Source organism: Streptomyces gelaticus (assembly GCF_014649535.1).
Classification (GTDB): Bacteria; Actinomycetota; Actinomycetes; order Streptomycetales; family Streptomycetaceae; genus Streptomyces; species Streptomyces gelaticus.
In genome coordinates, this window is the sequence record NZ_BMTF01000008.1 from 1 (window position 1) to 22,193 (window position 22,193).

Genomic DNA, 22,193 nt, shown 5'->3' on the forward strand with positions numbered 1-22,193 from the left:
TTGACCTCGCCGTGGGCCTCGTCGACCATGCGGGCGGCGGCGTCGGGGTCGTCGGTCAGCTTCTCCTTCGCCAGGCCGAGGCCCATGGCGAGGGCGACGAGGCGGGCCTGGGCGCCGTCGTGCAGATCGCGTTCGATGCGGCGCAGGTCGGCGGCGGCCGTGTCGACGACCACCCCCCGGTCCGCCTCCAGCTCGGCGATCCGGCGCTCCAGCTCGTCGGAGGGCGAGAGCAGCCCGCGCACCATCGACCGGTCCACGTTGCTGAGGAGCCGCGCGGTGTGGGGGAGCACCGGCCACAGCACGACGAGGCTCACGAGCGTCACCGCGAAGGTGAGCACGCCCCAGGGCAGCCGGATGAAGGAGTACAGCATGGCCCGCCAGCCCACCGGGTCCTTGAGGCTCGACCACAGCCAGGGGAAGAACCCCTTGTTCCGGCGGGACAGATCCATCGGACTCGGCTCGTCGATCCGCACCCCGAGCATCGCCCGCGCCCGTCCCCGCTCGGCCTTGCCGAGCAGCCGCGCCCCGTGCAGCCCGAGGGCGAGCAGGGGCAGACCGATCACCGTGACCGCGAGTGCCACGCCGACGGCGATCATGAGCACCGTGTAAACAAACCCGATGATGACCATGGGGAGGTTGGCCAGGAGATGACCGATCTCCTTCCGGGTCCAACGGTCGGGGATGATGCGGGCGGGCGGTGGCCGGTCGTTGTCCGGCACCTGGGGGCTCATGGTCATGGGCCCAGCCTGCCGGGCCGGACCCGCGCACGCCATGGGGCTCATGGGTGAGGTGAAGTAGGGATAACCCCACCCCCTGTCCGATGCGGCTGTTTAGCCTCTCTTTAACAGGGCCTAGACTCCCGTGCGTACAGATCACCGGACGGATACGAAGGAGCGAGGGGCGGACGTGGCGGACCTGCCGGAATCGACCGTTCTCGCGTCGGACTATTTCCACGGCTATTCAGTGGTCGGGCTGCTCGCCGTGATCGGCGTGCTGTTCGTCGCCGTCGCCTTCGGGGCCGGCCGGCTGCTGCGCCCCGTGGTCCCGACGCCGGAGAAGCTCCTGACGTACGAGTGCGGCGTGGACCCGGTGGGTGAAGGATGGGCACATACACAGGTCCGTTATTACGTCTATGCCTTCCTGTACGTGATCTTCGCCGTCGACTCGATCTTCCTGTTCCCGTGGGCGACCGTATTCGCCGCGCCCGGATACGGGGCGACGACGCTGGTCGAAATGTTCATCTTTCTCGGTTTCCTGGCCGTAGGACTGCTCTACGCATGGAAGAAGGGCGTCCTCGAATGGACGTGACCAGCCCGCGAACCGGCGAGGGATCCGAACCGCAGCCGGTGCCGACCTTCCTGCCGGAACCCAAGCGGCTCGGCGTCCTGTCGCGCCTGGCGCCCGAGCCGATGAAGGTGGTCCTGAACTGGGGCCGCCGCTACAGCCTCTGGGTCTTCAACTTCGGCCTCGCCTGCTGCGCGATCGAGTTCATCGCCGCCTCCATGGCCCGGCACGACTTCATCCGGCTCGGCGTGATCCCGTTCGCGCCCGGACCGCGCCAGGCCGACCTCATGATCGTTTCCGGCACGGTGACCGACAAGATGGCCCCGGCGGTGAAGCGGCTGTACGAGCAGATGCCGGAGCCCAAGTACGTCATCTCCTTCGGCGCCTGCTCCAACTGCGGCGGCCCGTACTGGGACTCGTACTCCGTGACCAAGGGCGTCGACCAGATCATCCCGGTCGACGTCTACGTCCCCGGCTGCCCGCCCCGGCCGGAGGCGCTCCTCCAGGGCATCCTCAAGCTCCAGGAGAAGATCGCCCGGGAGTCGCTGGGCGAGCGGTACGCGACAGGCGGGGGCAGTCGTCCCTCCACCGCCGCACTGCGCAGCGGCCTGGTCGCACCCCCGCAGGCCCCGGACCGGGGGGAGGAGCGCGGATGAGCACCCACCCCGCCGACGCCTACGACCGGCTGCCGGACGCCGCCGCCGAGCTCTTCGGCGAGGACGCGACGGCCCAGTACGCGTACGACCTGCTGACCGTCGATGTACCGGCGGCCTCCTGGATCACGGCCCTCGAAACGGCCCGTGACCGGCTGGGCTGCACGTATTTCGACTGGCTGAGCGCGGTCGACGAACCGGGCACCGGCTTCCAGGTCTGCGCCCATGTCGCGGCCCTGGCCGCGGGCAGGGTGCGCCGGCTCATGATCCGTACGACCGTCCCGCACGAGGCGGCGGTCCTGCCCACCGCCATCGACGTCTACGCGGGCGCCGCCTGGCACGAGCGCGAGACGCACGAGATGTTCGGCATCGGCTTCGAGGGCCACCCGCACTTGGTGCCGCTGCTGCTGCCCGAGGGCTTCGAGGGGCATCCGCTGCGCAAGGACTTCGTGCTCGCGGCGCGCGTCGCGAAGGCATGGCCCGGCGCCAAGGAGCCCGGCGAGTCGGAGCACGGCGGCCCGAAGCGGCGCACGATGCTGCCGCCCGGCGTCCCCGACCCGAACGACTGGGGCCCGCTGAAGGGCCAGCTCCCGCCCGCCCCGTCCCGTCCGGCCCGCACGCCGCGCGCGGCAGGCGACCGCCCGGTGCGCCGCACCCGCAGCGCGAGCGAGGGCTCGGCCGCCCAGCGGGCGGCGGCAGCGGCAGTCCCCGACGCGGGCGCGGAGCCGGCGCCCCGGACCGCGGTCCCGCGCCGTGCCCGCAGTGCCTCCGAGGGTTCGGCGAGCCAGCAGCCGAGGACGTCCCAGCTGGCGCCCCGGACCGCGGTCCCGCGCCGTGCCCGCAGTGCCTCCGAGGGCTCGGTGAGCCAGCAGCCGAGGACGTCCCAGCCGGAGCCGGGCTCGGCCCCCGAAGCGGCGGAGCCGGCTCCCGGAGCGGCGAAGCCGGGCGCCGGGACCAGTGACGCCCCGTGGCACCACGCCCGCCCGGCCTTCGACGCGGACGCCGGTACTCCCCGGACCGGCGAAGAGGCCCCGCGCAGCGCCACCCCCGACGCGGACACCGACGCCACTCCCGACCCCGGGACCACTCCCGGCCCCGACCACCCCGCCGGAGGCGATACCGCGTGAACGACGTACTGGACGTCGCCCTCCGCCTCGTCATCGTCTTCGCCGTGTTCATGGTCCTCCCGCTCGTCGTCGGGCAGACCGAGCACAAGGTGATGGCTCATATGCAGGGCCGCCTCGGCCCCATGTACGCCGGCGGTTTCCACGGCTGGGCCCAGCTCGTCGCGGACGGCGTGAAATTCGCGCAGAAGGAAGACGTCGTCCCGGCCGGGGCCGACCGCCGGATCTTCCAGCTCGCGCCGGCCGTGGCGCTGCTCCCGTACCTCCTCGTACTCGTCGCCGTCCCGATCGGCCCCGGTGAGGGTGCCGTCGGCCAGGTCGTCGACGCGGGCATCTTCTTCGTGCTCGCCGTCATGGGCGTGGGAGTGCTCGGCTCACTGATGGCCGGCTGGGCGTCGGCGAACAAGTTCTCCCTCCTCGGGGGCCTGCGCACCGCCGCCCAGCTGCTCGCGTACGAGCTGCCGATGCTGCTCGCCGCCGCCTCCGTCGCGATGGCGGCCGGCACCGTCTCCCTCCCGGGCATCCTCGATGCCTTCGAGTGGTGGTGGCTGCCCTGGCAGATCGTCGGCGCGCTGGTCTTCTTCGTGGCCGGACTCGCCGAGCTGCAACGCCCGCCGTTCGACATGCCGGTCGCCGACTCGGAGATCATCTTCGGCGCGTACACCGAGTACACCGGCCTGCGCTTCGCCCTGTTCCTGCTCGCCGAGTACGCGGGCATCGTCGTGCTGTGCGGGCTGACCACCGTGCTCTTCCTCGGCGGCTGGCACGGCCCGTTCGGCGCCGACGGACTCGGCTGGGTCTGGACGCTCCTCAAGACCGCGGTCCTCGCCTTCGTCGTCATCTGGCTGCGGGTGACCTACCCCCGGCTCCGCGAGGACCAGCTGCAGAAGCTCGCCTGGACCACGCTCATCCCGCTCGCACTCGCGCAGATCGCGCTCACCGGCATCGTGAAGGTGGCGATCAGTTGATGCCCGCGTCGCCCCCGCCCTCACGCCCTCGCATTCCCGGTTCCGGCCTGGCCAAGGGCCTGGCCGTCACGCTGCGGACGATGACGAGGAAGACGGTCACCGCGCAGTACCCGGACGTCCAGCCCGAGCTCCCGCCCCGCTCCCGGGGCGTCATCGCGCTGTTCGAGGAGAACTGCACGGTCTGCATGCTCTGCGCCCGCGAGTGCCCCGACTGGTGCATCTACATCGACTCCCACAAGGAGACGGTGCCCGCCACCACCCCGGGCGGCCGCGAGCGCAGCCGCAACGTCCTCGACCGCTTCGCCATCGACTTCTCGCTCTGCATGTACTGCGGTATCTGCATCGAGGTGTGTCCTTTCGACGCGCTGTTCTGGTCACCGGAGTTCGAGTACGCGGAGACGGACATCCTCGAACTCACCCATGAGCGCGACAAGCTCCGCGAATGGATGTGGACGGTGCCGGAACCGCCCGCGCTCGACCCGGGAGCCGAGGAGCCGAAGGAGATCGCCGCCGCCCGCAAGACGGCGGAGAAACTCGAAGCCCAGCGCGCCCAGGAAGCCCAGCAGAACCAGAAGGAAGCAGAGGGGGAGGAGTGACACTCGCAGCCACCGCGGCCCACTCCGGCTTCCTCTCCCCGACCGGCGTCGAGATCGCCTTCGTCCTCGTCGGCATCGCCACCCTCGGCGCGGCTCTCGTCACCGTCACGACCAAGCAGCTGGTGCACGCCGCCCTCTGGCTGGTCGTGGCGCTCGGCGGGCTCGCCGTCGAGTACCTCCTGCTCACCGCGGAGTTCATCGCCTGGGTGCAGGTACTGATCTACGTCGGTTCCGTGGTCGTCCTCCTGCTCTTCGGGCTGATGCTCACCAAGGCCCCCATCGGCCGCTCCCCGGACGCCGACTCGGGCAACCGCTGGGCGGCCCTCGCCGTGGCGGCCGCCTCCGCCGGCGCGCTCGTCTGGGTCGTCGTCGACGCCTTCCGCACCACCTGGATCGACCTCGACGGACCCGCCCGGGGCTCGACCGAGGCGACCGGCTCCTTCCTCTTCCGGCACTGGGTGCTGCCGTTCGAAGCACTCTCCGTCCTGCTGCTCGCCGCCCTCGTCGGCGCGATCGTCCTGTCCCGCAAGCGCGGTAAGGAGCAGAGCTGATGCACCTCGCCTATCCCGCCGTGCTCGCCGCCCTCCTCTTCTGCACCGGGCTGTACGGAGTGCTCGCCCGGCGCAACGCGATCCTGGTCCTGATGTCCGTCGAGCTGATGCTCAACGCCGTCAACCTCAACCTGGTCGCCTTCGACGTCTGGCTCCGCGACACCCTGCACGCCGGCCAGGCCCTCGCCCTCTTCACCATCGCCATCGCGGCGGCGGAGATCGGCATCGGCCTGGCGATCGTCCTCGCCGTGTACCGCAACCGCGGCAGCTCGGACGTCGACCGCCTTCGCGACACCGCCGAGACCGACGCGGCCGAGGCCCTCCCGGACGACGAGTACGGCACCGAAGACCAGGCCACTGCTGCGGCAGGGAAGGCAAAGAAGGCAGAGGCCACCGCGTGACCACCACGACCCTCGCCGTCCTCGTCCCCCTCCTTCCGTTCCTGGGCGCCGCGGCCGGTCTCCTGCTCGGCCCGCCCGTCGCCCGCCACCGCCCCGAGACGGGGCTTCGCGCGCTTCTTTTTGCCCCCGGCTTCGTACGTCCCCTCGCCGTACTGCCCACGCTCGGCGCCGCCGTCCTCGCGGCCGTCGTCGCCGCGCGCCAGGGCGGCGGCCGGCCCATCGACGCCGCGACCCAGCTCACCCCCACCGGCTCGGTCCCGATCGACCTCGCCCTGCACCTCGACGGCTTCGCGGTCCTCGTCGCCGTCCTGGTCGGGCTCGTCGCGAGCTGCGTGCAGATCTACTCGACCGCCTATCTGCGCGACGACCCCCGCTACCCCTCGTACGCCGCCCTCGTCTCCCTCTTCACCTCCGCGATGCTGCTCGTCGTCTACTCGGGCGACCTGATGGTGCTGCTGGTCGGCTGGGAGATCATGGGCATCTGCTCGTACTTCCTTGTCGGCCACTACTGGGAGACGCCCGAGGCCCGCGCCGCCTCCCTCAAGGCCTTCCTGGTCACCAAGCTCGGCGACGTCCCCTTCCTGATCGGTCTGTTCGCGCTCGCCGCCGACACCGGCACCTTCCGCATCACCGGCATCCTGGGCGCCGTCGCCAACGGCGGCCTGGACCACCCCACCCTCATCGCCCTGCTGCTCCTCGCGGGCGTCGCCGGGAAGTCCGCGCAGTTCCCCCTGCACACCTGGCTGCCCGACGCGATGGCCGGCCCCACCCCCGTCTCCGCGCTCATCCACGCCGCGACGATGGTCGCCGCCGGCATCTACTTCGTGGCCCGGCTCCTCCCCGTGTTCGCCGAGTCCGGCGCGGCCCTCGTCGTCCTCGCCGTCATGGCGGCGATCACGATGATCGGCTCGGGACTCGCCGCCCTCGCCCAGGACGACATCAAGCGGGTCCTCGCCTACTCGACGATCGGCCAGCTCGGCTACATGGCCGGTGCCCTGGCCGTCGGCGACCGTGGGGCTGCCGTCTTCCACCTCCTCTCCCACGGCGCGTTCAAGGCCGTCCTCTTCCTCGCGGCCGGCGTCGTCATCCACGCCGCCGGGACCAACTCACTGGCCGCCATGTCCCGCATGGGCGGCCTGACGAAGCGCATCCCGGACGCCTACTGGACGATGACCGTCGCCCTGCTCGCGCTCGCCGCCATCCCTCCGTTCGCCGGCTTCTTCTCCAAGGAAGCCGTCCTCGTCGCCGCCGAGCACACCGCGCTCGGAGAGCGGCACATCGCCCCGTCCGCCGCCGGCTGGACCGTACTCGTCGCCGGACTGCTCGCCGCCGTCCTCACCGCCGCGTACGCCACCCGCCTCTGGCTCCTCGCCTTCCGGGGCCGCGGCGCCGAGGCCCCCGACCACGGCAGGCAGCCCGTCGCGATGACCGCCGTCCTCTGGATCCTCGCCGTCCCCACCATCGCCTTCGGCCTGACCGTCGGCGCGATCACCGACTGGTTCGACGGCCACGCCCTCACCCCGACCGTCACCACCGCCGTCCTCTCCACGGGCGTCGGCCTGGTCGGCGGCCTCGTCACCTACGGCGCCTGGCGCCACACCTCGGCACTCGCCGCCCGCACCTCCGTCGGCACCGTCGTCGCCCACCCCGACGCCGAACCCGCTCTCATCGAGGCCCAGGCGATGACGGCACACACCGCCGCCTACGGAGCCGACGGGGACGCCCCCGACCCGGCCGACCCGGGCCGCCTGCTGCTCGGCCCGCTCCACCACCACGCCGCCGCCGGCTTCCACCTCGACGCCCTGTACACGGCGCTGTTCGTCCGCCCCGTCCGGGCCGCGGCGAGCCTCGTCCGCTTCCTCGACCGCGAGGTCGTCGACACCTACGTACGTGGCTCCGGAGCCGTCGCACGCGGGCTCGGCGCCGCCGTCCGCCGCGCGCAGACCGGGAACGTGCAGACCTACCTCAGCGCACTGCTCGCCGGGTCGCTGGTCCTGGCGATCGCCGCCGTCGTCTTCGCCAATGTCAACGCCGGGTCGTGAGCCGTGATCGATATCAGTGAATCCGTGATGCAGTTCCTTCTCGCGTTCATCGTCGTCATCCCGCTCGTCGGCGCCGTGGCCGCCCTGCTGCCGGCCCCGCCGGGACTGAAGGGCACCGGCCCCGACCAGGCCGTGCTCCGCCACGGTGTGACCGTGACCGGTGCCGTCCTCGTCGCCGCGATCGTCCTCGCCGCGGGCTTCGACCACGACCACCCGTCGAAGATGCAGGCCACCACCGACATCAGCTGGATCCCGGCGCTCGACGTCCGCATCCATCTCGGCATCGACGGCATCTCGCTCCCCCTTCTCGTACTGACCGCGCTGCTGACCTTCCTCTGCGCGCTCTACAGCTACTTCAAGCCGCCTGCGGGCCCCTCCCCCAAGGCCTTCGTCGCTCTTCTGCTCGTCCTGGAGTCCGGCACCCTCGCCACCTTCGCCGTCCTCGACCTGCTGCTGTTCTTCCTGGCGTTCGAGATGGTGCTCATCCCGATGTACTTCCTCATCGCCCGCTGGGGCGGTGCGCAGAGGCAGGCCGCCGCCTGGAAATTCATCCTCTACACACTGCTCGGCTCGGTCGTCATGCTGCTGGGCCTGCTCCTCGTCGGGCTGAAGAGCGGCACCTTCGACATGGTGGCACTCGCCACTGACAACGGCCGTGGGCTCACCTCGTCCGTACAGGTCATCGCCGTTCTGGCGATCGGCATCGGGCTCGCCGTGAAGACCCCGATGTGGCCGCTGCACAGCTGGCTGCCGGACGCCCACACCGCGGCCCCGACCGTCGGCTCGGTGCTGCTCGCGGGCGTCCTGCTGAAGATGGGTACGTACGGATTCGTCCGCATCCTGCTCCCCATCACGCCCGACGGAATGCACACCTTCGCGCCCTACCTCGCCGCCTTCGCGGTCGTCGGCATCATCTACGGATCGCTGGCCTGCCTGGCGCTGGTACGCCCCGGCTCCAAGGGCGACCTCAAGCGCCTGATCGCGTACTCCTCCGTCGGGCACATGGGCTTCGTGCTCCTCGGCATCGCGAGCATGACGCCCACCGGGGTCAACGGCGCGCTCTTCGCCAACATCGCCCACGGCCTCATCACCGGCCTGCTGTTCTTCCTGGTCGGAGCCGTCAAGGACCGTTACGGCACCGCCGACCTCGACACCCTCTCCGGGGCCACCGGAGCCGCGCTCTACGGCCGGGCACCCCGCCTCGGCGGCCTCCTCGCCTTCGCCGCCGTCGCCTCCCTGGGCCTGCCGGGCCTCGCCGGATTCTGGGGCGAGATGCTCGCCCTGTTCGGCTCCTTCGACCCCGCCGACGGTCTCAGCCGGCCCGCCTTCCTGACCTTCATGTCGATCGCCGCGTTCGGCACCCTGCTCACCGCCGCGTACATGCTCATGGTCGTACGCCGGGTCTGCATGGGCGAGAAGCGCGAGGCGCCGCAGCTCGCCGACGTCCAGACGTACGAGTTCGCCGCCTGGACCCCGCTCGTCGCGCTCACCGTCCTCGCCGGCCTGTGGCCCGCCGTCCTCCTCGGCCTCACCGACCCGGCCGTGCAGAAGCTCCTCGCAGGAGGCAAGTCGTGACCCCAGCCGTCGTCACCCCGGGCGCCGTCACCCCGGACCTCGTCACCACCGCGGCCGAGAACACCACCAGCCTCATCCAGTCCGTCGACTGGCTCGCGATCGCACCCCCGGTCGTCGTCGCGGCCATGGCCCTGATCGTCCTGGTCACCGACCTCTTCCTGCCCGAGCGGCGCAAGCCGCTCCTCGGCGCGCTGACCGTCGCCGGGCTCGTCGCCGCCCTGGCCCTCCTCGTCCCGCTGCGCGACGGCGACCGCTCCACCTTCTGCCTCAACGAGGCGGCCACCGGACCCGGCTCCGCCGGCGCCTGCAGCTACACCGCCGACCACTTCGCCCTGGTCATCCAGGCCCTCGTACTCGGCGGCGCCCTGCTCACCGCCCTGCTCTCGCTCGGCGACACCCGTAAGCTCCCCGCCGGCGAGTTCTGGTTCCTGCTGCTCTCCTCCGCCTCCGGCGCCGCACTGCTGCCCGCCGCCCGCGACCTCGCCACCCTCGTCGTCGCCCTCGAAGTCGCCTCGCTGCCCGCCTTCGCGCTCGTCGGCATCAAGCGCGGCGACCGGCGGTCCTCCGAAGCCGCCCTGAAGTTCTTCCTCTCCTCCGTCGTCGCGACCGCCGTCATGCTGCTCGGCGTCAGCTTCGTGTACGCGGCCACCGGCACCCTGCACCTCACCGAGATCGCCGCCCGGCTCGACGACGTACCCGGCCGGCTCGACACCCTCGCCCAGGCGGGTGTCGTCCTCACCCTGGTCGGCTTCGCCTTCAAGACGGCCGCCGCGCCCTTCCATTTCTGGGTCCCCGACACCTACGTCGGCGCACCCCTGCCGGTGGCCGCCTACCTCTCGGTCGTCGGCAAGGCGGTCGGCTTCTCCGGCCTCATCCTCGTCACAGTGATCGCGTTTCCGGCGTACGCCGACGTCTGGGGACCGGCCCTCGCCGTTCTCGCCGCGCTCACCATGACGATCGGCAATGTCGCCGCCCTGCGCCAGAACGCCGGCCGGGCCCGCAGCGCGGTGCGCCTGCTCGCCTGGTCGTCCGTCGCCCAGGCCGGCTACCTCCTGGTGCCCGTCGCCTCCGCCGCGTACTCCAGCGACGCGCACATCGGCTCCACCGTCGCGTACGCCCTCATGTACGCCGTCGTGAACCTCGGGGCCTTCGCGGTCGCCGCCCTGGTCGCCCGCACCAGTCCCGGCAACCGGATCACCGACTACCGCGGCCTGTACGCCACCCGCCCGCTCGCCGCCCTGGCGATGGCCTTCTTCCTGCTCTGCCTGGCCGGCCTGCCGCCCGGCATCATCGGTCTCTTCGCCAAGGTCACGGTCTTCTCCGCGGCCGTCGACGCCGGACTCGGCTGGCTCGCCGTCGTCATGGCCGTCAACGTCGTGATCGCGCTCTACTACTACCTCCAGTGGACCGCGACGCTCTTCCGCGCCCCGGAGGCGGCCTCGGAGCAAGCCCCGGCGGCGGCCCGCGAAGAGACCCCGGCGGAGGCTGCCGTATCTGCCCCCACCAGGCACACAGCCCCCGCCTCCCTCACCGCCGCTATCGCGCTCACCGCTGTGACCGGCGTGGTGCTCTCGGGCGCTCCGCAGACGGTCCTCAGGTTCGCCGCCGTCAATCTCTTCTGACATACCGAAGATCGGTTTGCCCGGAACGGCACATACAGGGCATGGTCTTGCCCGCACACCCCCCACACGTACGCATTCCAGAGGAGCAAGAGCGGTGCTGAACGGGTTCAAGGACTTCATCCTGCGCGGAAACATCATCTCCATGGCCATCGGGCTGGCCGTCGGAGCGGCGTTCACCGCAGTCGTCACCGGATTCAGCACGGCCTTCATCACCCCGCTGATCGGCCTCGCCACCGGATCGGTCGGCGACTTCAGCTCGGCGCAGTTCTCGGTCGAGGGCGCCATCTTCCCGTACGGGAAGTTCCTCGCCGCCGCCATCGCGTTCCTGATCACCGCCGCCGTCCTCTACTTCGGCGTAGTGGTTCCCATGGCGAAGGTCCAGAGCCGTTTCGCCAAGGCGGAGAAGGTCGACATCAAGGCCGCCGTGCGCGACTGCCCCCGCTGCTACACCGAGATCCCGGCCATCGCCTCCCGCTGCGCCCACTGCACCAGCGAGATCAAGCCGGACTCCGAGGCCCTCGCGGCGGCCGGCCTCCCCGCCCAGCGCTGAGCCGCCGGGCACCCGACCGGCACGCGCACAGCCACTGACCCGTACGGCCCAGAGCCTGATCCGGCCCCCGAGCGCCGGACGGGCCGGCCCCGCGGCGGCGCGCACAAGGGAACTAGCTCCTCCCGCCTGGCGTTGACCCGTACGGGAGGCTCCACTGGGGAAGTGGAGACCACCGAGCCAAGGGTCCCCCTGCCGCACCATTTGGAGGGCGTACCGTGCACCGCCGGCACAACGGGCTGAGAACCGCCGTACTCCTCGGGGGCCTGTCCGCACTCATCATCGTCATCGGAAGCTTCTTCGGGCGTACGGGCCTGATCGTCGCGCTCCTCGTAGCCGTCGGCACCAACGCCTACGCGTACTGGAACAGCGACAAGCTGGCGCTCAGGGCCATGCGGGCCCGCCCCGTCAGCGAGTTCGAGGCACCACAGCTCTACCGCATGGTCCGCGAGCTCTCCACCGCCGCCCGCCAGCCCATGCCCCGGCTCTACATCTCCCCGACGCAGGCACCCAACGCCTTCGCCACCGGCCGCAACCCACGCAACGCGGCGGTCTGCTGCACCGAAGGGATCCTGCAGATCCTGGACGAACGGGAGCTGCGCGGCGTGCTGGGACACGAGCTGAGCCATGTCTACAACCGCGACATCCTGATCTCGTCGGTCGCCGGAGCGCTCGCCTCCGTCGTCATGTTCCTGGTCAATTTCGCCTGGCTGATCCCGGTGGGCCGGTCCAACGACGACGAGGGCCCCGGGTTCCTCGGGATGCTGCTGATCATGATTCTCGGCCCGGTCGCGGCCTCGGTCATCCAGCTGGCGGTCAGCCGCTCCCGGGAGTACGAGGCGGACGCCTCCGGCGCCCAGCTGACCGGCGACCCGCTGGCCCTGGCCGGCGCCCTGCGCAAGCTCGACGCGGGAACGAAGCAGCTCCCGCTGCCCCCGGAGCCGAGGATCGAGACCGCGAGCCACATGATGATCGCGAACCCGTTCCGCCCCGGCCAGGGCATGTCCAAACTGTTCTCGACGCACCCCCCCATGGCGGAGCGCATCGCCCGGCTGGAGCAGATGGCGGGCCCCCGCCCCTGACCCCCCTCGCCGAGACTCGTACGAGCAGCCCCGGACCAGGAGGTCCGGGGCTGCTCGCGTCGTATCAGCGGGCGCCGAAGGCCTCGTCGCTCGGGACCACCTCTCGGCCCAGCGGCATCAGCGAGATGGGGATCATCTTCAGGTTCGCCCAGCCGAAGGGGATGCCGATGATCGACACGAACAGCGGGATGCTGGTGATCAGGTGCCCCAGTGCCAGCCACCACCCGGCGAAGACGAGCCAGATCACATTCCCGACGCAGGACGGCGCACCCGCGTCGGGCCGCTCCACGGTGGTCCGCCCGAACGGCCACAGCACGTAACCGGCGATCCTCAGGGACGCGATGCCGAACGGGATGGTCACGATCAGCACGAAGCAGATGATCGCGGCCACGAGGTAGCCGAGCGCCATCCAGAACCCGCAGAACACCACCCACAGGATGTTCAGGATCAGCTGTATGAGCTTCATGGTCACTCGCCTTCCGGGGTGTTGCCCGTCGTCGTCGCCCTGCATGGTCAGTATCGGCCCAGGTCACGGACGGGAGTAACCGGAGCGGGCCCGTGGAGTGACCGCCCCACGCCCCGGGGCCCGGCCGTCAGTGCCGTCATTCACCATGAACGCATGAAGGGCACCGAGCAGTTGCTCGCAGCTGCGGAGCAGGCCGGCCGGACGGCCCCGTACAGGGAGGACCCCCCGCCCGGCGCCCGGCCCTCGGACGTCACGCGCAACCACGTCACAGGCAGGAACGTCTTGGATTCCAGGAACGAGTGACGGGTAGGTTCGCACGCATGAGCATTGTCGGATGGATCATCCTCGGACTGGTGGCCGGAGTCATCGCCAAGGTCCTGCTCCCGGGCCGCGACCCGGGCGGCCTCGTCGGCACCACCCTCATAGGCATCGTCGGCGCCTTTCTCGGCGGCTGGATATCGTCGCGCTTCCTCGACCGCCCCATTTCCAACGAATTCTTCGACACAGCCACTTGGGTCGCCGCCATCGGCGGTTCGCTGGTCCTGCTGATCGCCTACCGGCTGCTGTTCGGGAACTCCCGCGAACGCCGCTGACGCCCGTCGCCGAAGGTGCCCAGCCCGGTCTCGCGCAAGGTCACATTGAGGCGACCGCGGCTCATCCCCGATGCGGGATCGGCGGTCCCGGGGCAGACCTTCGGCACGCCGTGGAACGCGAAGCGTGACGGCCCGCCGAAGACGAACAGATCGCCGGAGGCCAACTCCACGTCCGTGTAGGGCTTGTGGCGGTTCTCCGTGTTCCCGAAACGGAAGACGCAGGTGTCGCCGATGCTGAGCGACACCACCGGAGCGCCGGACAGCTCCTCCTTGTCCTGGTGCATGCCCATCCGCGCCGCCCCGTCGTAGAAGTTGATGAGCGCGGTGTCCGGCGCGTACCTCCGTACCGGGCTCTCGTCCCCGTACGCCGCCGTCAGCGCCTCGCGTCCCAACTCGGCCAGCCAGTCGGGGAATCCGGCCACCCGCGCACCGTTCACATCGTCGGCCGTACGCGAGTAGCGGTACGGCTGCCAGTGCCACCCCACGCAGACCGTCTGCACGGACATCACCCCGCCGCCCGGCAGGACCGTGTGCCGCAGCGGCACGGGCCCGCGTGCCCATTTCCGGCAGGCCGCGACCAGCTCCCGTTGGCGCTCCGGCGGCAGCCACTCGGGCACATGTACCGCCCCCGGCGCGACGACGGCGCGCGGCCTAGGGAAGAGCCCGGACATCTGAGCGCACCGCCAGGGCGCCTTCCAGCCCCAGGAGCCGCTCCTTGCGCTCCAGCCCGCCCGCGTAACCCCGCAGCGCCCCGTCCGCGCCGACCACCCGGTGGCACGGCCGCACGATCAGCAGCGGATTGCGCCCGATCGCCGTCCCCACGGCCCGTACCCCCGCGGCCGAGGTGCCGACGCGGCCGGCGATCTCTCCGTACGACACGGTCTCCCCGTACGGGACGGTGTCCAGGGCGGCCCACACCCGGCGCTGGAAATCGGTGCCCACGCCGTCCGCGTACGCGATGTCGAAGCGGGTCAGCCGGCCCGCGAAGTACTCCCGCAGCTGGGCGGCGATCCCCGCGAAGGCCTCCGGCGCGCGGACCCACCCGTCCTGGACGACCGCGGCGCCCTTCTGGCCGGGCAGCGAGAGCGAGGCGAGCGCCACCCCGTCGCCGGTCTCCTCGCCGACCAGCAGCAGTTCACCCAGCGGGCTGTCGACCGTTGCGTACATGGTCATGACTCGTCCCTTTCCTGCACGTCGCGCCGGATTCGACCGGCTCGTCGCCCGGCATGGACAAGTCTGCTTTCCCCGCTCCCGCGTGACCGGCGGTTTTCGGACATCGCACCCCGGGTGCGGAGCGGTGGCTCCCGCTCCGCACACCGAAAGGGCGGGACCTACCGGTAGTTCACGAACTGCAGGGCGAAATCGAAGTCCTTGCCCTTCAGCAGCGCCTGCACGGCCTGCAGGTTGTCCCGGCTCTTCGAGCTGACCCGCAGTTCATCGCCCTGGACCTGCGCCTTGACGCCCTTGGGGCCCTCGTCGCGAATGATCTTCGCCACCTTCTTGGCGTTCTCCTGGGAGATGCCCTCCTCGATCGTGGCGAAGATCTTGTACTCCTTGCCGGAAAGCTGCGGCTCGCCCGCGTCCAGCGACTTCAGCGAGATGCCGCGCTTGACCAGCTTGGACTGGAAGACGTCGAGGATCGCCTTGACCCGCTCCTCGCCGTTCGCCTCCATCAGGATCTTCTCGCCGGACCAGGCGATCGAGGCGTTGGTGCCCTTGAAGTCGTAACGCTGCGAGATTTCCTTGGCGGCCTGGTTGAGGGCGTTGTCGACCTCCTGCCGCTCGACCTTCGAGACGATGTCGAAACTGGAGTCGGCCATGACGTGTGGCTCCTTGTATCGGGGATGCGGAAACGGGGGATGCATACGGACGGCGGCGGGCCTGCCGGCCCCGCGACGCCGATCAAAGCCTAAGGGCTGTCCCGTAGTCCCTGGCGGGCGCGCGGCGACAGCCACGGCACCTCGCCGTGTTGTCGGAACGCCCGAATACATCCGGTACTTCGTGCGTCCCTCCGCCTTGCGATGCACCGCATCCGACGCCGCACGCCGATCCACCAGGGACTACGGGACAACCCTTGGCCACCCACGCCCGATAGGGCCGCTGATCAAACCGGTGGCGGAGCACCCCTGGGCATCGGGTATCGTTTACGTCGTTGCCAGGGAGCACCGCCGAAAAGCGGGTCTCACGGCAGCAATCCCCGGCGGTGTGGCTCAGCCTACCCAGGTTCGAACCCTGGCGCCGCCACAAGGCAAGGCCCCTGTCTCAGACAGGGGCCTTCTTTGTTTTCCGCCACGTTTTCTGCCGTGCGACTGCGAAAGGGCCGCGAACATGGAATCCGTACTGGTCAGCGCCTGTCTGCGAGGCGTGCCCTGCCGCTTCGACGGCCGCGGCAAGGCCTCCGCCGAGGTGATCGACGCCATCGGCGACCGCCGCCCCGTGGCCTTCTGCCCCGAGGTCTCCGCCGGACTGCCCACCCCGCGCCGCCCCGCCGAGATCACCGGTGGTGACGGCCACGACGTGCTGGACGGCCGCGCCCGCGTCGTCGACGACACCGGGCAGGACGTGACGGAGGAGTTCGTGGACGGTGCGCAGCAGGCCCTGGAGGCCGCGCGCCGGGCCGGGTGCACCGAGGCGCTGCTGATGGCGCGCAGCCCTTCCTGTGGGCGCGGCACGGTCTACGACGGTACGTTCACGGGCGCGCTCCGCACGGGCGACGGCGTCACCGCCGCGCTGCTGGAACGTCATGGCATCACCGTCCGCCCGGCACCGGGCGCCTGAGCCCGAAGGCCGCCCGGTCAGTTCCCCGCGATGTCCTTCACCGCGACCGACACCGGCACGTTCCCCGAGATCAGCTCCAGCGTCAGCCCCGCCGTCGCCGGGGTCTCCAGCAGCTCCGCCAGCGCCGCCGCCACGTCGTCGCGCGGCACCGGCCCGCGACCGGTCGACGCGGTCAGCAGGACCGACCCGGTACCCGCGTCGTTCGTCAGCATGCCGGGGCGCAGGATCGTCCAGTCGAGCGCGGACCTGGAGCGCACGTACGCGTCCGCGGCGCCCTTGGCCCGCAGATACGCGTCGAAGACTTCGTCGCCCGGACGGTCGGGGTCGGCGCCCATCGACGAGACCACGATGTAGCGCCGTACGCCCGCCCGCTCCGCCGCGTCCGCGAACAGCACCGCCGCCCCGCGATCCACCGTCTCCTTGCGTGCCGAGCCGCTGCCCGGGCCCGCACCGGCAGCGAAGACCGCCGCGTCGGCGCCGTGCAGCACCTGCGCCACCTCCTCCACGGAGGCGGATTCGAGATCCAGGACCACCGGCTCGGCACCCGCCGCCCGGAGGTCCCCGCCCTGGTCCGGATTGCGGATGACACCCACGGCTTCGTCCCCGCGCGCGGCGAGCAGCCGCTCCAGCCGCAGTGCGATCTGACCATGTCCACCTGCGATGACAATGCGCATGCTCACGACCGTACGCCGCGAGGGCCCACCGTGCTCAGGGCCCGCCGCAAGGACCGGAATCCGGTCTTCCCTGGTGCGGCAGACCGAGGGCCACGACGGTCTCGGAGTCGCAGTACTCGCGCACCGCGCTCGTCCGCGCCACCACCCGGCCGCGATGCACCACGACCCGGCTGTACGCGAGCGAGAGCACGCCCGGCAGCTGCCCCCCGCGTACGGCCAGCAGCTCGGCGGGGAAGCCCGCCTCGACCCTGAGCCCGGGCAGCCCCATCGCCGCCCTGGCGACCGAGGCCACCGCCTCGTACGCCTCCGTGGCGGGCAGTCCGTGCTGCGAGGCGAGCAGGTAGGCGGCCTCCAGCGGGTCGCCGCGGCCCACGGGGTTCGCGACGTCCCGCAGCGCCCCGCTGCCCGCCGCGACCCGCACCCCGGCCGACCGCAGCAGCCGTACGGGCGCCGTGCCCCGGTCCTCCGTGCCGCAGCAGCCGCCCTGCGGGAGGCAGACGACCGTCACCCCGGCCGCGGCCAGCTGGTCGGCCGCGCGGCACGCGGCCTGCGGGGGAAGCCGGGAGAGGCCGGCGCACGGGCCGAGGGAGACGCCGGGGCGCAGCCCTCCGGCCATGGCGGCCAGCCGGCCGAGCCGGACCGGATCGGCGCCGTCCGTGTGCAGATCGACCGCGCAGCCCTGCTCGGCGGCCACCTTCAGGACGGCCTCCGCGTACCCCGCCGGGTCCGGATCGAGGTCCGGGCAGCCGCCGACCGCGCCGGCGCCCATCTTCACCGCCTCGCGCAGCATGGCCAGGTTGTCGGCTCCCGCCAGGCCGGTGAGGAGCCGGGGCACGGCGACCGGGGTCAGATCGGCCAGACCGCGCAGCGAGCGGCGCGCCCGGAGCACGGCTTCGAGCGGGGCGAGGCCTTGGACGTCCCCGATCCGTACGTGCGAGCGCAGCGCCGTGGCGCCGTGGCCGAGCTGGAGCAGAGCGGCCTCGACGGTGCGGCGGTGGATGTCCTCGGGGCGGTACGACACCGGTCCGGGGGTGCCGGGGCCGGTGCCGTCGGCGGTGAGCGCGGTGTCGCTGTGGGCGTGGGGTTCGGCGGGGGCGGGGAGCAGGAGATAGCCGCGCAGGTCCAGCCGTGGACCGGGAGCGCTCAGGCTGCCCGTGGTGCCGACGGCCTCGATGCGGTCGCCGCCGAGCCGTACGTCCACGGTGCGGCCGTCGGTGAGACGGGCGCCGCAGAGCACCAGGCCGGTCCCGGCCGGGGCGGCGGTGTCGGGGCTGCCGGTCGGCCCGGCCGCGTCGGCGGCGTGGTCGTCCGGCTGCCACGGCTGGCTGTCGGGCATCGCGCTCCAGGGAAAGGGGACAAGATCACGCAGAGTGAGTCGAGCCTAGGGGCGTGTTCGGTCGGGTTCGAGGAGGAGCGAAATAGTCGTACCGGTGTGGCCCTGGGGTGCGTGGGGCGAGGGCGTACGGCTGCGGCGCCGGTGCCCCGGGGGAAGGCCGAGACGCGGCTCAGGCGGCCTTCCGGCGGTCCCGGGGCCCGTTGGCCGCGGGTTCGGCGGGGTGCCGGTCAGGGCCGGTGGAGGGGGCTCCGAAACGGATTTGGGCGATCGGCGACAGACCGTGTAATGTCTTCATCGCTCGCCCCAATAGCTCAGTCGGTAGAGCGTCTCCATGGTAAGGAGAAGGTCTGCGGTTCGATTCCGCATTGGGGCTCTGGTGATCGGGAAACCCCGCTTCGGCGGGGGGACTCATTCATCAAAGCGGTGTAGCTCAGTCGGTAGAGCAAGCGGCTCATAATCGCTGTGTCACCGGTTCAAGTCCGGTCACCGCTACTTACGGTAGCCGATTGTGGGGTCGGTCCTTCGATCGGCTACTCTTTTTTGCGTTCATCCGTCCATCCGTCCGTCCAAGGAGCACTCACGTGGCTGCCACCGACGTCCGCCCGAAGATCACGCTGGCCTGCGTGGAGTGCAAGGAGCGGAACTACATCACCAAGAAGAACCGGCGTAACAACCCGGACCGTCTTGAGATGAAGAAGCACTGCCCGCGCTGCAACTCGCACACCGCGCACCGCGAAACGCGCTGAATCAGGCTCGTACACGAGGCCGTCCCCATTGGGGGCGGCCTCGTGTCGTTGTATGAAGGCTGTTCTTCGGCCTGTTCATCTTTCATCAGGAGGTAGCGAGCCCATGGCGCTCGACCAGTCCTTCGTCGGGCGGACCTATCCGCCCACCCCGCCGTACGAGGTGGGCCGGGAGAAGATCCGCGAGTTCGCCGAGGCGGTGGGCGACCCGAATCCGGTGTACGTCGACCCGGAGGCGGCCAAGGCGTTCGGCCACAGCGATGTGATCGCGCCGCCGACATTCGTCTTCTCCATCACGTTCAAGGCCGCCGGTCAGGTGATCCATGACCCGCAGCTGGGCCTGGACTACAGCAGGGTGGTGCACGGCGACCAGAAGTTCGTTTATGTCCGCCCCGTCCGGGCGGGGGACCGGCTGACGGTCACCTCGACGATCGAGGGCATCAAGTCCCTGGCGGGCAACGACATCGTGGACGTCCGCGGCGAGGTCCACGACGAGTCCGGTGAGCACGTCGTGACCGCGTGGACGAAGCTGGTGGCGCGCGCCGCCGAGGAGGCGTGATGACGGCGAAGGTCGCATACGAGTCGGTCGAGGTCGGTACGGAGCTGCCGGCCCGGTCCTTCCCGGTGACCCGGGCGACGCTGGTGCAGTACGCGGGCGCCTCCGGTGATTTCAACCCGATCCACTGGAACGAGAAGTTCGCCCGCGAGGTCGGGCTGCCGGATGTGATCGCGCACGGCATGTTCACCATGGCCGAGGCGATCCGGGTGGTCACGGACTGGGCCGGGGACCCGGGTGCGGTCGTCGAGTACGGGGTGCGGTTCACCAAACCGGTCGTCGTGCCGAACGACGACGAGGGCGCCCTGATCGAGGTCAGCGCCAAGGTCGCCGCCCTGCTGGACGACAAGCAGGTGCGGGTGGACCTGACGGCCATGAGCGAGGGCAAGAAGGTGCTGGGCATGTCCCGCGCCGTGGTGCGGCTCGCCTGAGGCCGTAGCGCGTGACAGGGGCGCGGCCCGCGGGGCCGCGCCCCTCGCCCGTGCCGGTGGGCCGGTTGACCAAGTTAGTGATTGAGTACTAACTTTTTCCCATGGCAAGGATGAGTGCGGAAGAGCGGCGAGAGAGTGTCATCCGGGCGGCGATCACGGAGTTCGCCCGCGGCGGGTACAGCGGCACCTCCACCGAGGCGATCGCCAAGCGCGTCGGTGTCTCGCAGCCGTACCTCTTCCGCCTCTTCCCCAACAAGCAGGCCATGTTCCTCGCGGCCGTCGAGCGGTGCCTCGCGGACACCCGCAAGGTCTTCGCCGAGGCCGCGGAGGGGCTTGAGGGCGACGAGGCGGTGAAGGCGATGGCCGTGGCGTACCAGCGGCTCATCGTCGACGACCCCGACAAGCTCCAGATGCAGATGCAGACCTACGCGGCTGTCGCGAGCGCCGAGGCGTCCGGGGATCACGAGCTCGGCGACGCGGCGCGCGCCGCCTGGCTGAAGATGTGGGACGACGTCCATCTCGCCCTGGGTGCCGACGTCAAGGAGACGACGACGTTCCTCGCGTACGGAATGCTCGTCAACACGCTGGCCGCGCTCGGCTTCCCGGCCGGTCACCGGGTCTGGTCGGGGTTCTACGACGAGGCCAGGCCGACCGCCTGAACAGTGCGACCCGGGTTCCGCCCGGTTTTCTGCCCAGAGAAGTTAGTCATTGATAACTAACCCCCAGGGGGAGCAGTGAACCAGCACACCGCAGGCCGCTCAGGAGCGGTCTGGGCCCTCGTCATCACCAGCGTCGCCGGATTCATGGCGGCTCTCGACAACCTCGTCGTCACCACCGCCCTGCCCTCCATCCGCCAGAGCCTCGGCGGCGGGCTGGCCGAGCTGGAATGGACGGTGAACGCCTACACGCTCACCTTCGCCGTCCTGCTGATGCTCGGGGCGGCCCTCGGCGACAGATTCGGCCGCCGCCGACTCTTCCTCACCGGGCTCGCCGTCTTCACCGGCGCCTCCGCCGCGGCCGCCCTCTCGCCCGGGATCAACGAACTCATCGCCTTCCGGGCGGTCCAGGGCGTGGGCGCCGCGATCATGATGCCGTTGACGCTCACCCTGCTCACGGCCGCCGTGCCGCCCGCCCGCCGTGGCGCCGCGCTCGGCATCTTCAGCGCCGTCACCGGACTGGCCGTGGCCAGCGGGCCCCTGATCGGCGGCAGCCTCACCGAGCACCTGTCCTGGCAGTGGATCTTCTGGCTGAACGTCCCGGTCGGCGTGGCCCTGCTGCCGCTGGCCAGGCTGCGCCTGACGGAGTCGTACGCGCCGGACGCACGGCTCGACGTCCCCGGCACCCTCCTGGTCAGCGGCGGTCTGTTCGGCATCGTCTACGGCCTGGTGACCGCCAACTCCGACGGCTGGACCAGCCCCACCGTGCTCGGCGCGCTGATCGCGGGCGCGGCGCTCATGGCCGGCTTCGTCCGCCACGGCTTCCGCGCGAAGCGCCCCATGCTGCCCATGCGGCTCTTCCGCGACCGCGCGTTCTTCGGGATCAACATGGCGAGCATGCTGATGTTCCTGGGCATGTTCGGGTCGATCTTCCTGCTCAGCCAGTACTTCCAGGGCGTGCTGGGCTACTCGCCCACCGAGGCCGGCCTGCGGATGCTGCCCTGGACCGGAATGCCGATGCTGGTCGCGCCCGTCGCGGGGATGCTCTCCGACCGGTTCGGCGGCCGCCCGGTGGTCGTGGCCGGACTCGCCCTCCAGGCCGTCGGCCTCGCGTTCTTCGCGCTGGTCGTCGCGCCCGATGCCTCGTACGCCTCGCAGCTGCCCGGCCTGATCGTCGGCGGGGTCGGCATGGCCCTGTACTTCGCGCCCGCCGCCGGCCTCGTGATGTCCAGCGTCCGCCCCGCGGAGCAGGGCATCGCCTCCGGCGCCAACAACGCCCTGCGCGAGGTCGGCGGGGCCCTCGGGGTCGCCGTGCTCGCCACGGTCTTCTCCGCGCAGGGCGGTTACGACTCCGCGCGGTCCTTCACGGACGGGACCGTTCCGGCGGTCTGGATCGGTGCCTCGGCGGTGGCCCTGGCCACCGTCGCAGCCCTGCTGATCCCGCGCCGCCGCAGCAAGCCTGCCCCGGAGCCCGTGGCGGCCCGGAAGCGCGCCCCGGTCGCCGCCTGAGCCGCG

Annotated in this window: 26 protein-coding genes and 2 tRNA genes; 21 read left to right on the forward strand and 7 right to left on the reverse strand. The window is 71.1% G+C overall.

Annotated elements, in window-relative coordinates; genetic code table 11:
* Window positions 1-737: sensor histidine kinase (locus IE107_RS13935; RefSeq protein ID WP_189544079.1), on the reverse strand; the 737-nt coding region annotated here is incomplete at its 3' end.
* Window positions 738-906: 169 nt separating this feature from the next.
* Here IE107_RS13935 and IE107_RS13940 point away from each other — a divergent pair.
* The 12 genes from IE107_RS13940 to htpX all read left to right on the forward strand — a co-directional run bounded on the left by IE107_RS13940 (window position 907) and on the right by htpX (window position 12,445).
* Window positions 907-1,308, forward strand: coding sequence for an NADH-quinone oxidoreductase subunit A (locus IE107_RS13940; protein WP_189544080.1), 402 nt, complete (start codon window positions 907-909; stop codon window positions 1,306-1,308).
* Complete coding sequence (locus tag IE107_RS13945) at window positions 1,299-1,940, forward strand: NADH-quinone oxidoreductase subunit B (RefSeq protein ID WP_189544081.1); 642 nt, start codon at window positions 1,299-1,301, stop codon at window positions 1,938-1,940. Before IE107_RS13940 ends, IE107_RS13945 begins: the two co-directional genes overlap by 10 nt.
* The gene (locus tag IE107_RS13950; RefSeq protein WP_189544082.1) at window positions 1,937-3,064 is read left to right on the forward strand and encodes an NADH-quinone oxidoreductase subunit C; all 1,128 of its coding nucleotides are present in this window, start codon (window positions 1,937-1,939) and stop codon (window positions 3,062-3,064) included. The genes IE107_RS13945 and IE107_RS13950 overlap by 4 nt, the downstream gene beginning before the upstream one ends.
* Window positions 3,061-4,029, forward strand: a complete 969-nt coding sequence (locus IE107_RS13955) for a complex I subunit 1/NuoH family protein (RefSeq protein WP_189544083.1) — start codon at window positions 3,061-3,063, stop codon at window positions 4,027-4,029. The genes IE107_RS13950 and IE107_RS13955 overlap by 4 nt, the downstream gene beginning before the upstream one ends.
* The gene (locus IE107_RS13960) at window positions 4,029-4,625 is read left to right on the forward strand and encodes a NuoI/complex I 23 kDa subunit family protein (RefSeq protein ID WP_189544084.1); all 597 of its coding nucleotides are present in this window, start codon (window positions 4,029-4,031) and stop codon (window positions 4,623-4,625) included. Before IE107_RS13955 ends, IE107_RS13960 begins: the two co-directional genes overlap by 1 nt.
* Window positions 4,622-5,176 carry an NADH-quinone oxidoreductase subunit J family protein gene (locus IE107_RS13965; RefSeq protein WP_189544085.1) on the forward strand — a complete coding sequence of 185 codons (555 nt, stop codon included), beginning with the start codon at window positions 4,622-4,624 and terminating at the stop codon, window positions 5,174-5,176. The genes IE107_RS13960 and IE107_RS13965 overlap by 4 nt, the downstream gene beginning before the upstream one ends.
* On the forward strand, window positions 5,176-5,577 hold the full coding sequence (gene nuoK, locus IE107_RS13970; RefSeq protein WP_189544086.1) for an NADH-quinone oxidoreductase subunit NuoK: 402 nt from the start codon (window positions 5,176-5,178) through the stop codon (window positions 5,575-5,577). The genes IE107_RS13965 and nuoK overlap by 1 nt, the downstream gene beginning before the upstream one ends.
* Window positions 5,574-7,619 carry an NADH-quinone oxidoreductase subunit 5 family protein gene (locus tag IE107_RS13975; RefSeq protein WP_189544087.1) on the forward strand — a complete coding sequence of 682 codons (2,046 nt, stop codon included), beginning with the start codon at window positions 5,574-5,576 and terminating at the stop codon, window positions 7,617-7,619. The genes nuoK and IE107_RS13975 overlap by 4 nt, the downstream gene beginning before the upstream one ends.
* Window positions 7,620-7,646: 27 nt before the next feature.
* Entirely contained in the window at window positions 7,647-9,194 is a 1,548-nt protein-coding gene (locus IE107_RS13980; protein ID WP_189544088.1) for a complex I subunit 4 family protein, read from the forward strand.
* Complete coding sequence (locus IE107_RS13985; RefSeq protein ID WP_373302446.1) at window positions 9,191-10,816, forward strand: NADH-quinone oxidoreductase subunit N; 1,626 nt, start codon at window positions 9,191-9,193, stop codon at window positions 10,814-10,816. Before IE107_RS13980 ends, IE107_RS13985 begins: the two co-directional genes overlap by 4 nt.
* 94 nt (window positions 10,817-10,910) lie before the next feature.
* The gene (locus IE107_RS13990; RefSeq protein WP_189544089.1) at window positions 10,911-11,366 is read left to right on the forward strand and encodes an MscL family protein; all 456 of its coding nucleotides are present in this window, start codon (window positions 10,911-10,913) and stop codon (window positions 11,364-11,366) included.
* Between the two features lie 215 nt (window positions 11,367-11,581).
* Complete coding sequence (gene htpX, locus IE107_RS13995; RefSeq protein ID WP_189544090.1) at window positions 11,582-12,445, forward strand: zinc metalloprotease HtpX; 864 nt, start codon at window positions 11,582-11,584, stop codon at window positions 12,443-12,445.
* Between the two features lie 64 nt (window positions 12,446-12,509).
* On the opposite strand, the gene IE107_RS14000 is transcribed toward htpX, so the two are convergent.
* Complete coding sequence (locus IE107_RS14000) at window positions 12,510-12,911, reverse strand: YccF domain-containing protein (RefSeq protein ID WP_072485811.1); 402 nt, start codon at window positions 12,909-12,911, stop codon at window positions 12,510-12,512.
* A 320-nt stretch (window positions 12,912-13,231) separates the two neighbouring features.
* Between IE107_RS14000 and IE107_RS14005 the strand changes: the two genes are divergently transcribed.
* Window positions 13,232-13,504 (forward strand): GlsB/YeaQ/YmgE family stress response membrane protein, encoded by a 273-nt coding sequence (locus tag IE107_RS14005; protein ID WP_189544091.1) that lies wholly within the window; start codon window positions 13,232-13,234, stop codon window positions 13,502-13,504.
* Here the strand turns inward: IE107_RS14005 and IE107_RS14010 are convergent.
* The 3 genes from IE107_RS14010 to IE107_RS14020 all read right to left on the reverse strand — a co-directional run bounded on the left by IE107_RS14010 (window position 13,465) and on the right by IE107_RS14020 (window position 15,324).
* Window positions 13,465-14,175, reverse strand: coding sequence for an alpha-ketoglutarate-dependent dioxygenase AlkB family protein (locus IE107_RS14010; protein WP_189544092.1), 711 nt, complete (start codon window positions 14,173-14,175; stop codon window positions 13,465-13,467). The two genes, IE107_RS14005 and IE107_RS14010, sit on opposite strands and share 40 nt — an antisense overlap.
* A complete protein-coding gene (locus IE107_RS14015) occupies window positions 14,156-14,677 on the reverse strand; it encodes a methylated-DNA--[protein]-cysteine S-methyltransferase (protein ID WP_189544093.1) in 522 nt (173 codons plus the stop codon). Before IE107_RS14015 ends, IE107_RS14010 begins: the two co-directional genes overlap by 20 nt.
* Window positions 14,678-14,835: 158 nt before the next feature.
* Window positions 14,836-15,324, reverse strand: a complete 489-nt coding sequence (locus IE107_RS14020) for a YajQ family cyclic di-GMP-binding protein (protein WP_189544094.1) — start codon at window positions 15,322-15,324, stop codon at window positions 14,836-14,838.
* A gap of 508 nt (window positions 15,325-15,832) precedes the next feature.
* Between IE107_RS14020 and IE107_RS14025 the strand changes: the two genes are divergently transcribed.
* Window positions 15,833-16,282, forward strand: coding sequence for a 2-thiouracil desulfurase family protein (locus IE107_RS14025; protein ID WP_189544095.1), 450 nt, complete (start codon window positions 15,833-15,835; stop codon window positions 16,280-16,282).
* A gap of 17 nt (window positions 16,283-16,299) precedes the next feature.
* Here the strand turns inward: IE107_RS14025 and IE107_RS14030 are convergent, their stop codons facing one another.
* On the reverse strand, window positions 16,300-16,956 hold the full coding sequence (locus IE107_RS14030; protein WP_189544096.1) for an SDR family oxidoreductase: 657 nt from the start codon (window positions 16,954-16,956) through the stop codon (window positions 16,300-16,302).
* Window positions 16,957-16,990: 34 nt separating this feature from the next.
* Window positions 16,991-18,292, reverse strand: a complete 1,302-nt coding sequence (locus IE107_RS14035) for an amidohydrolase family protein (RefSeq protein WP_189544097.1) — start codon at window positions 18,290-18,292, stop codon at window positions 16,991-16,993.
* A 300-nt stretch (window positions 18,293-18,592) separates the two neighbouring features.
* Between IE107_RS14035 and IE107_RS14040 the strand changes: the two genes are divergently transcribed.
* The 7 genes from IE107_RS14040 to IE107_RS14070 all read left to right on the forward strand — a co-directional run bounded on the left by IE107_RS14040 (window position 18,593) and on the right by IE107_RS14070 (window position 22,187).
* Window positions 18,593-18,665 (forward strand) — tRNA-Thr (locus tag IE107_RS14040).
* A 46-nt stretch (window positions 18,666-18,711) separates the two neighbouring features.
* A tRNA-Met gene (locus IE107_RS14045) sits at window positions 18,712-18,784 on the forward strand.
* Window positions 18,785-18,873: 89 nt separating this feature from the next.
* A complete protein-coding gene (rpmG, locus tag IE107_RS14050; RefSeq protein ID WP_003956487.1) occupies window positions 18,874-19,038 on the forward strand; it encodes a 50S ribosomal protein L33 in 165 nt (54 codons plus the stop codon).
* 103 nt (window positions 19,039-19,141) lie between these two features.
* On the forward strand, window positions 19,142-19,594 hold the full coding sequence (locus IE107_RS14055) for a MaoC family dehydratase N-terminal domain-containing protein (RefSeq protein ID WP_189544098.1): 453 nt from the start codon (window positions 19,142-19,144) through the stop codon (window positions 19,592-19,594).
* Window positions 19,594-20,022: a MaoC family dehydratase gene (locus tag IE107_RS14060; protein ID WP_189544099.1), complete on the forward strand. Its 429-nt coding sequence runs from the start codon at window positions 19,594-19,596 to the stop codon at window positions 20,020-20,022. The genes IE107_RS14055 and IE107_RS14060 overlap by 1 nt, the downstream gene beginning before the upstream one ends.
* Window positions 20,023-20,132: 110 nt before the next feature.
* The gene (locus IE107_RS14065) at window positions 20,133-20,681 is read left to right on the forward strand and encodes a TetR/AcrR family transcriptional regulator (RefSeq protein ID WP_189544326.1); all 549 of its coding nucleotides are present in this window, start codon (window positions 20,133-20,135) and stop codon (window positions 20,679-20,681) included.
* 75 nt (window positions 20,682-20,756) lie between these two features.
* The gene (locus tag IE107_RS14070; protein WP_189544100.1) at window positions 20,757-22,187 is read left to right on the forward strand and encodes a DHA2 family efflux MFS transporter permease subunit; all 1,431 of its coding nucleotides are present in this window, start codon (window positions 20,757-20,759) and stop codon (window positions 22,185-22,187) included.
* The last annotated feature ends 6 nt before the right edge of the window (window positions 22,188-22,193 follow it).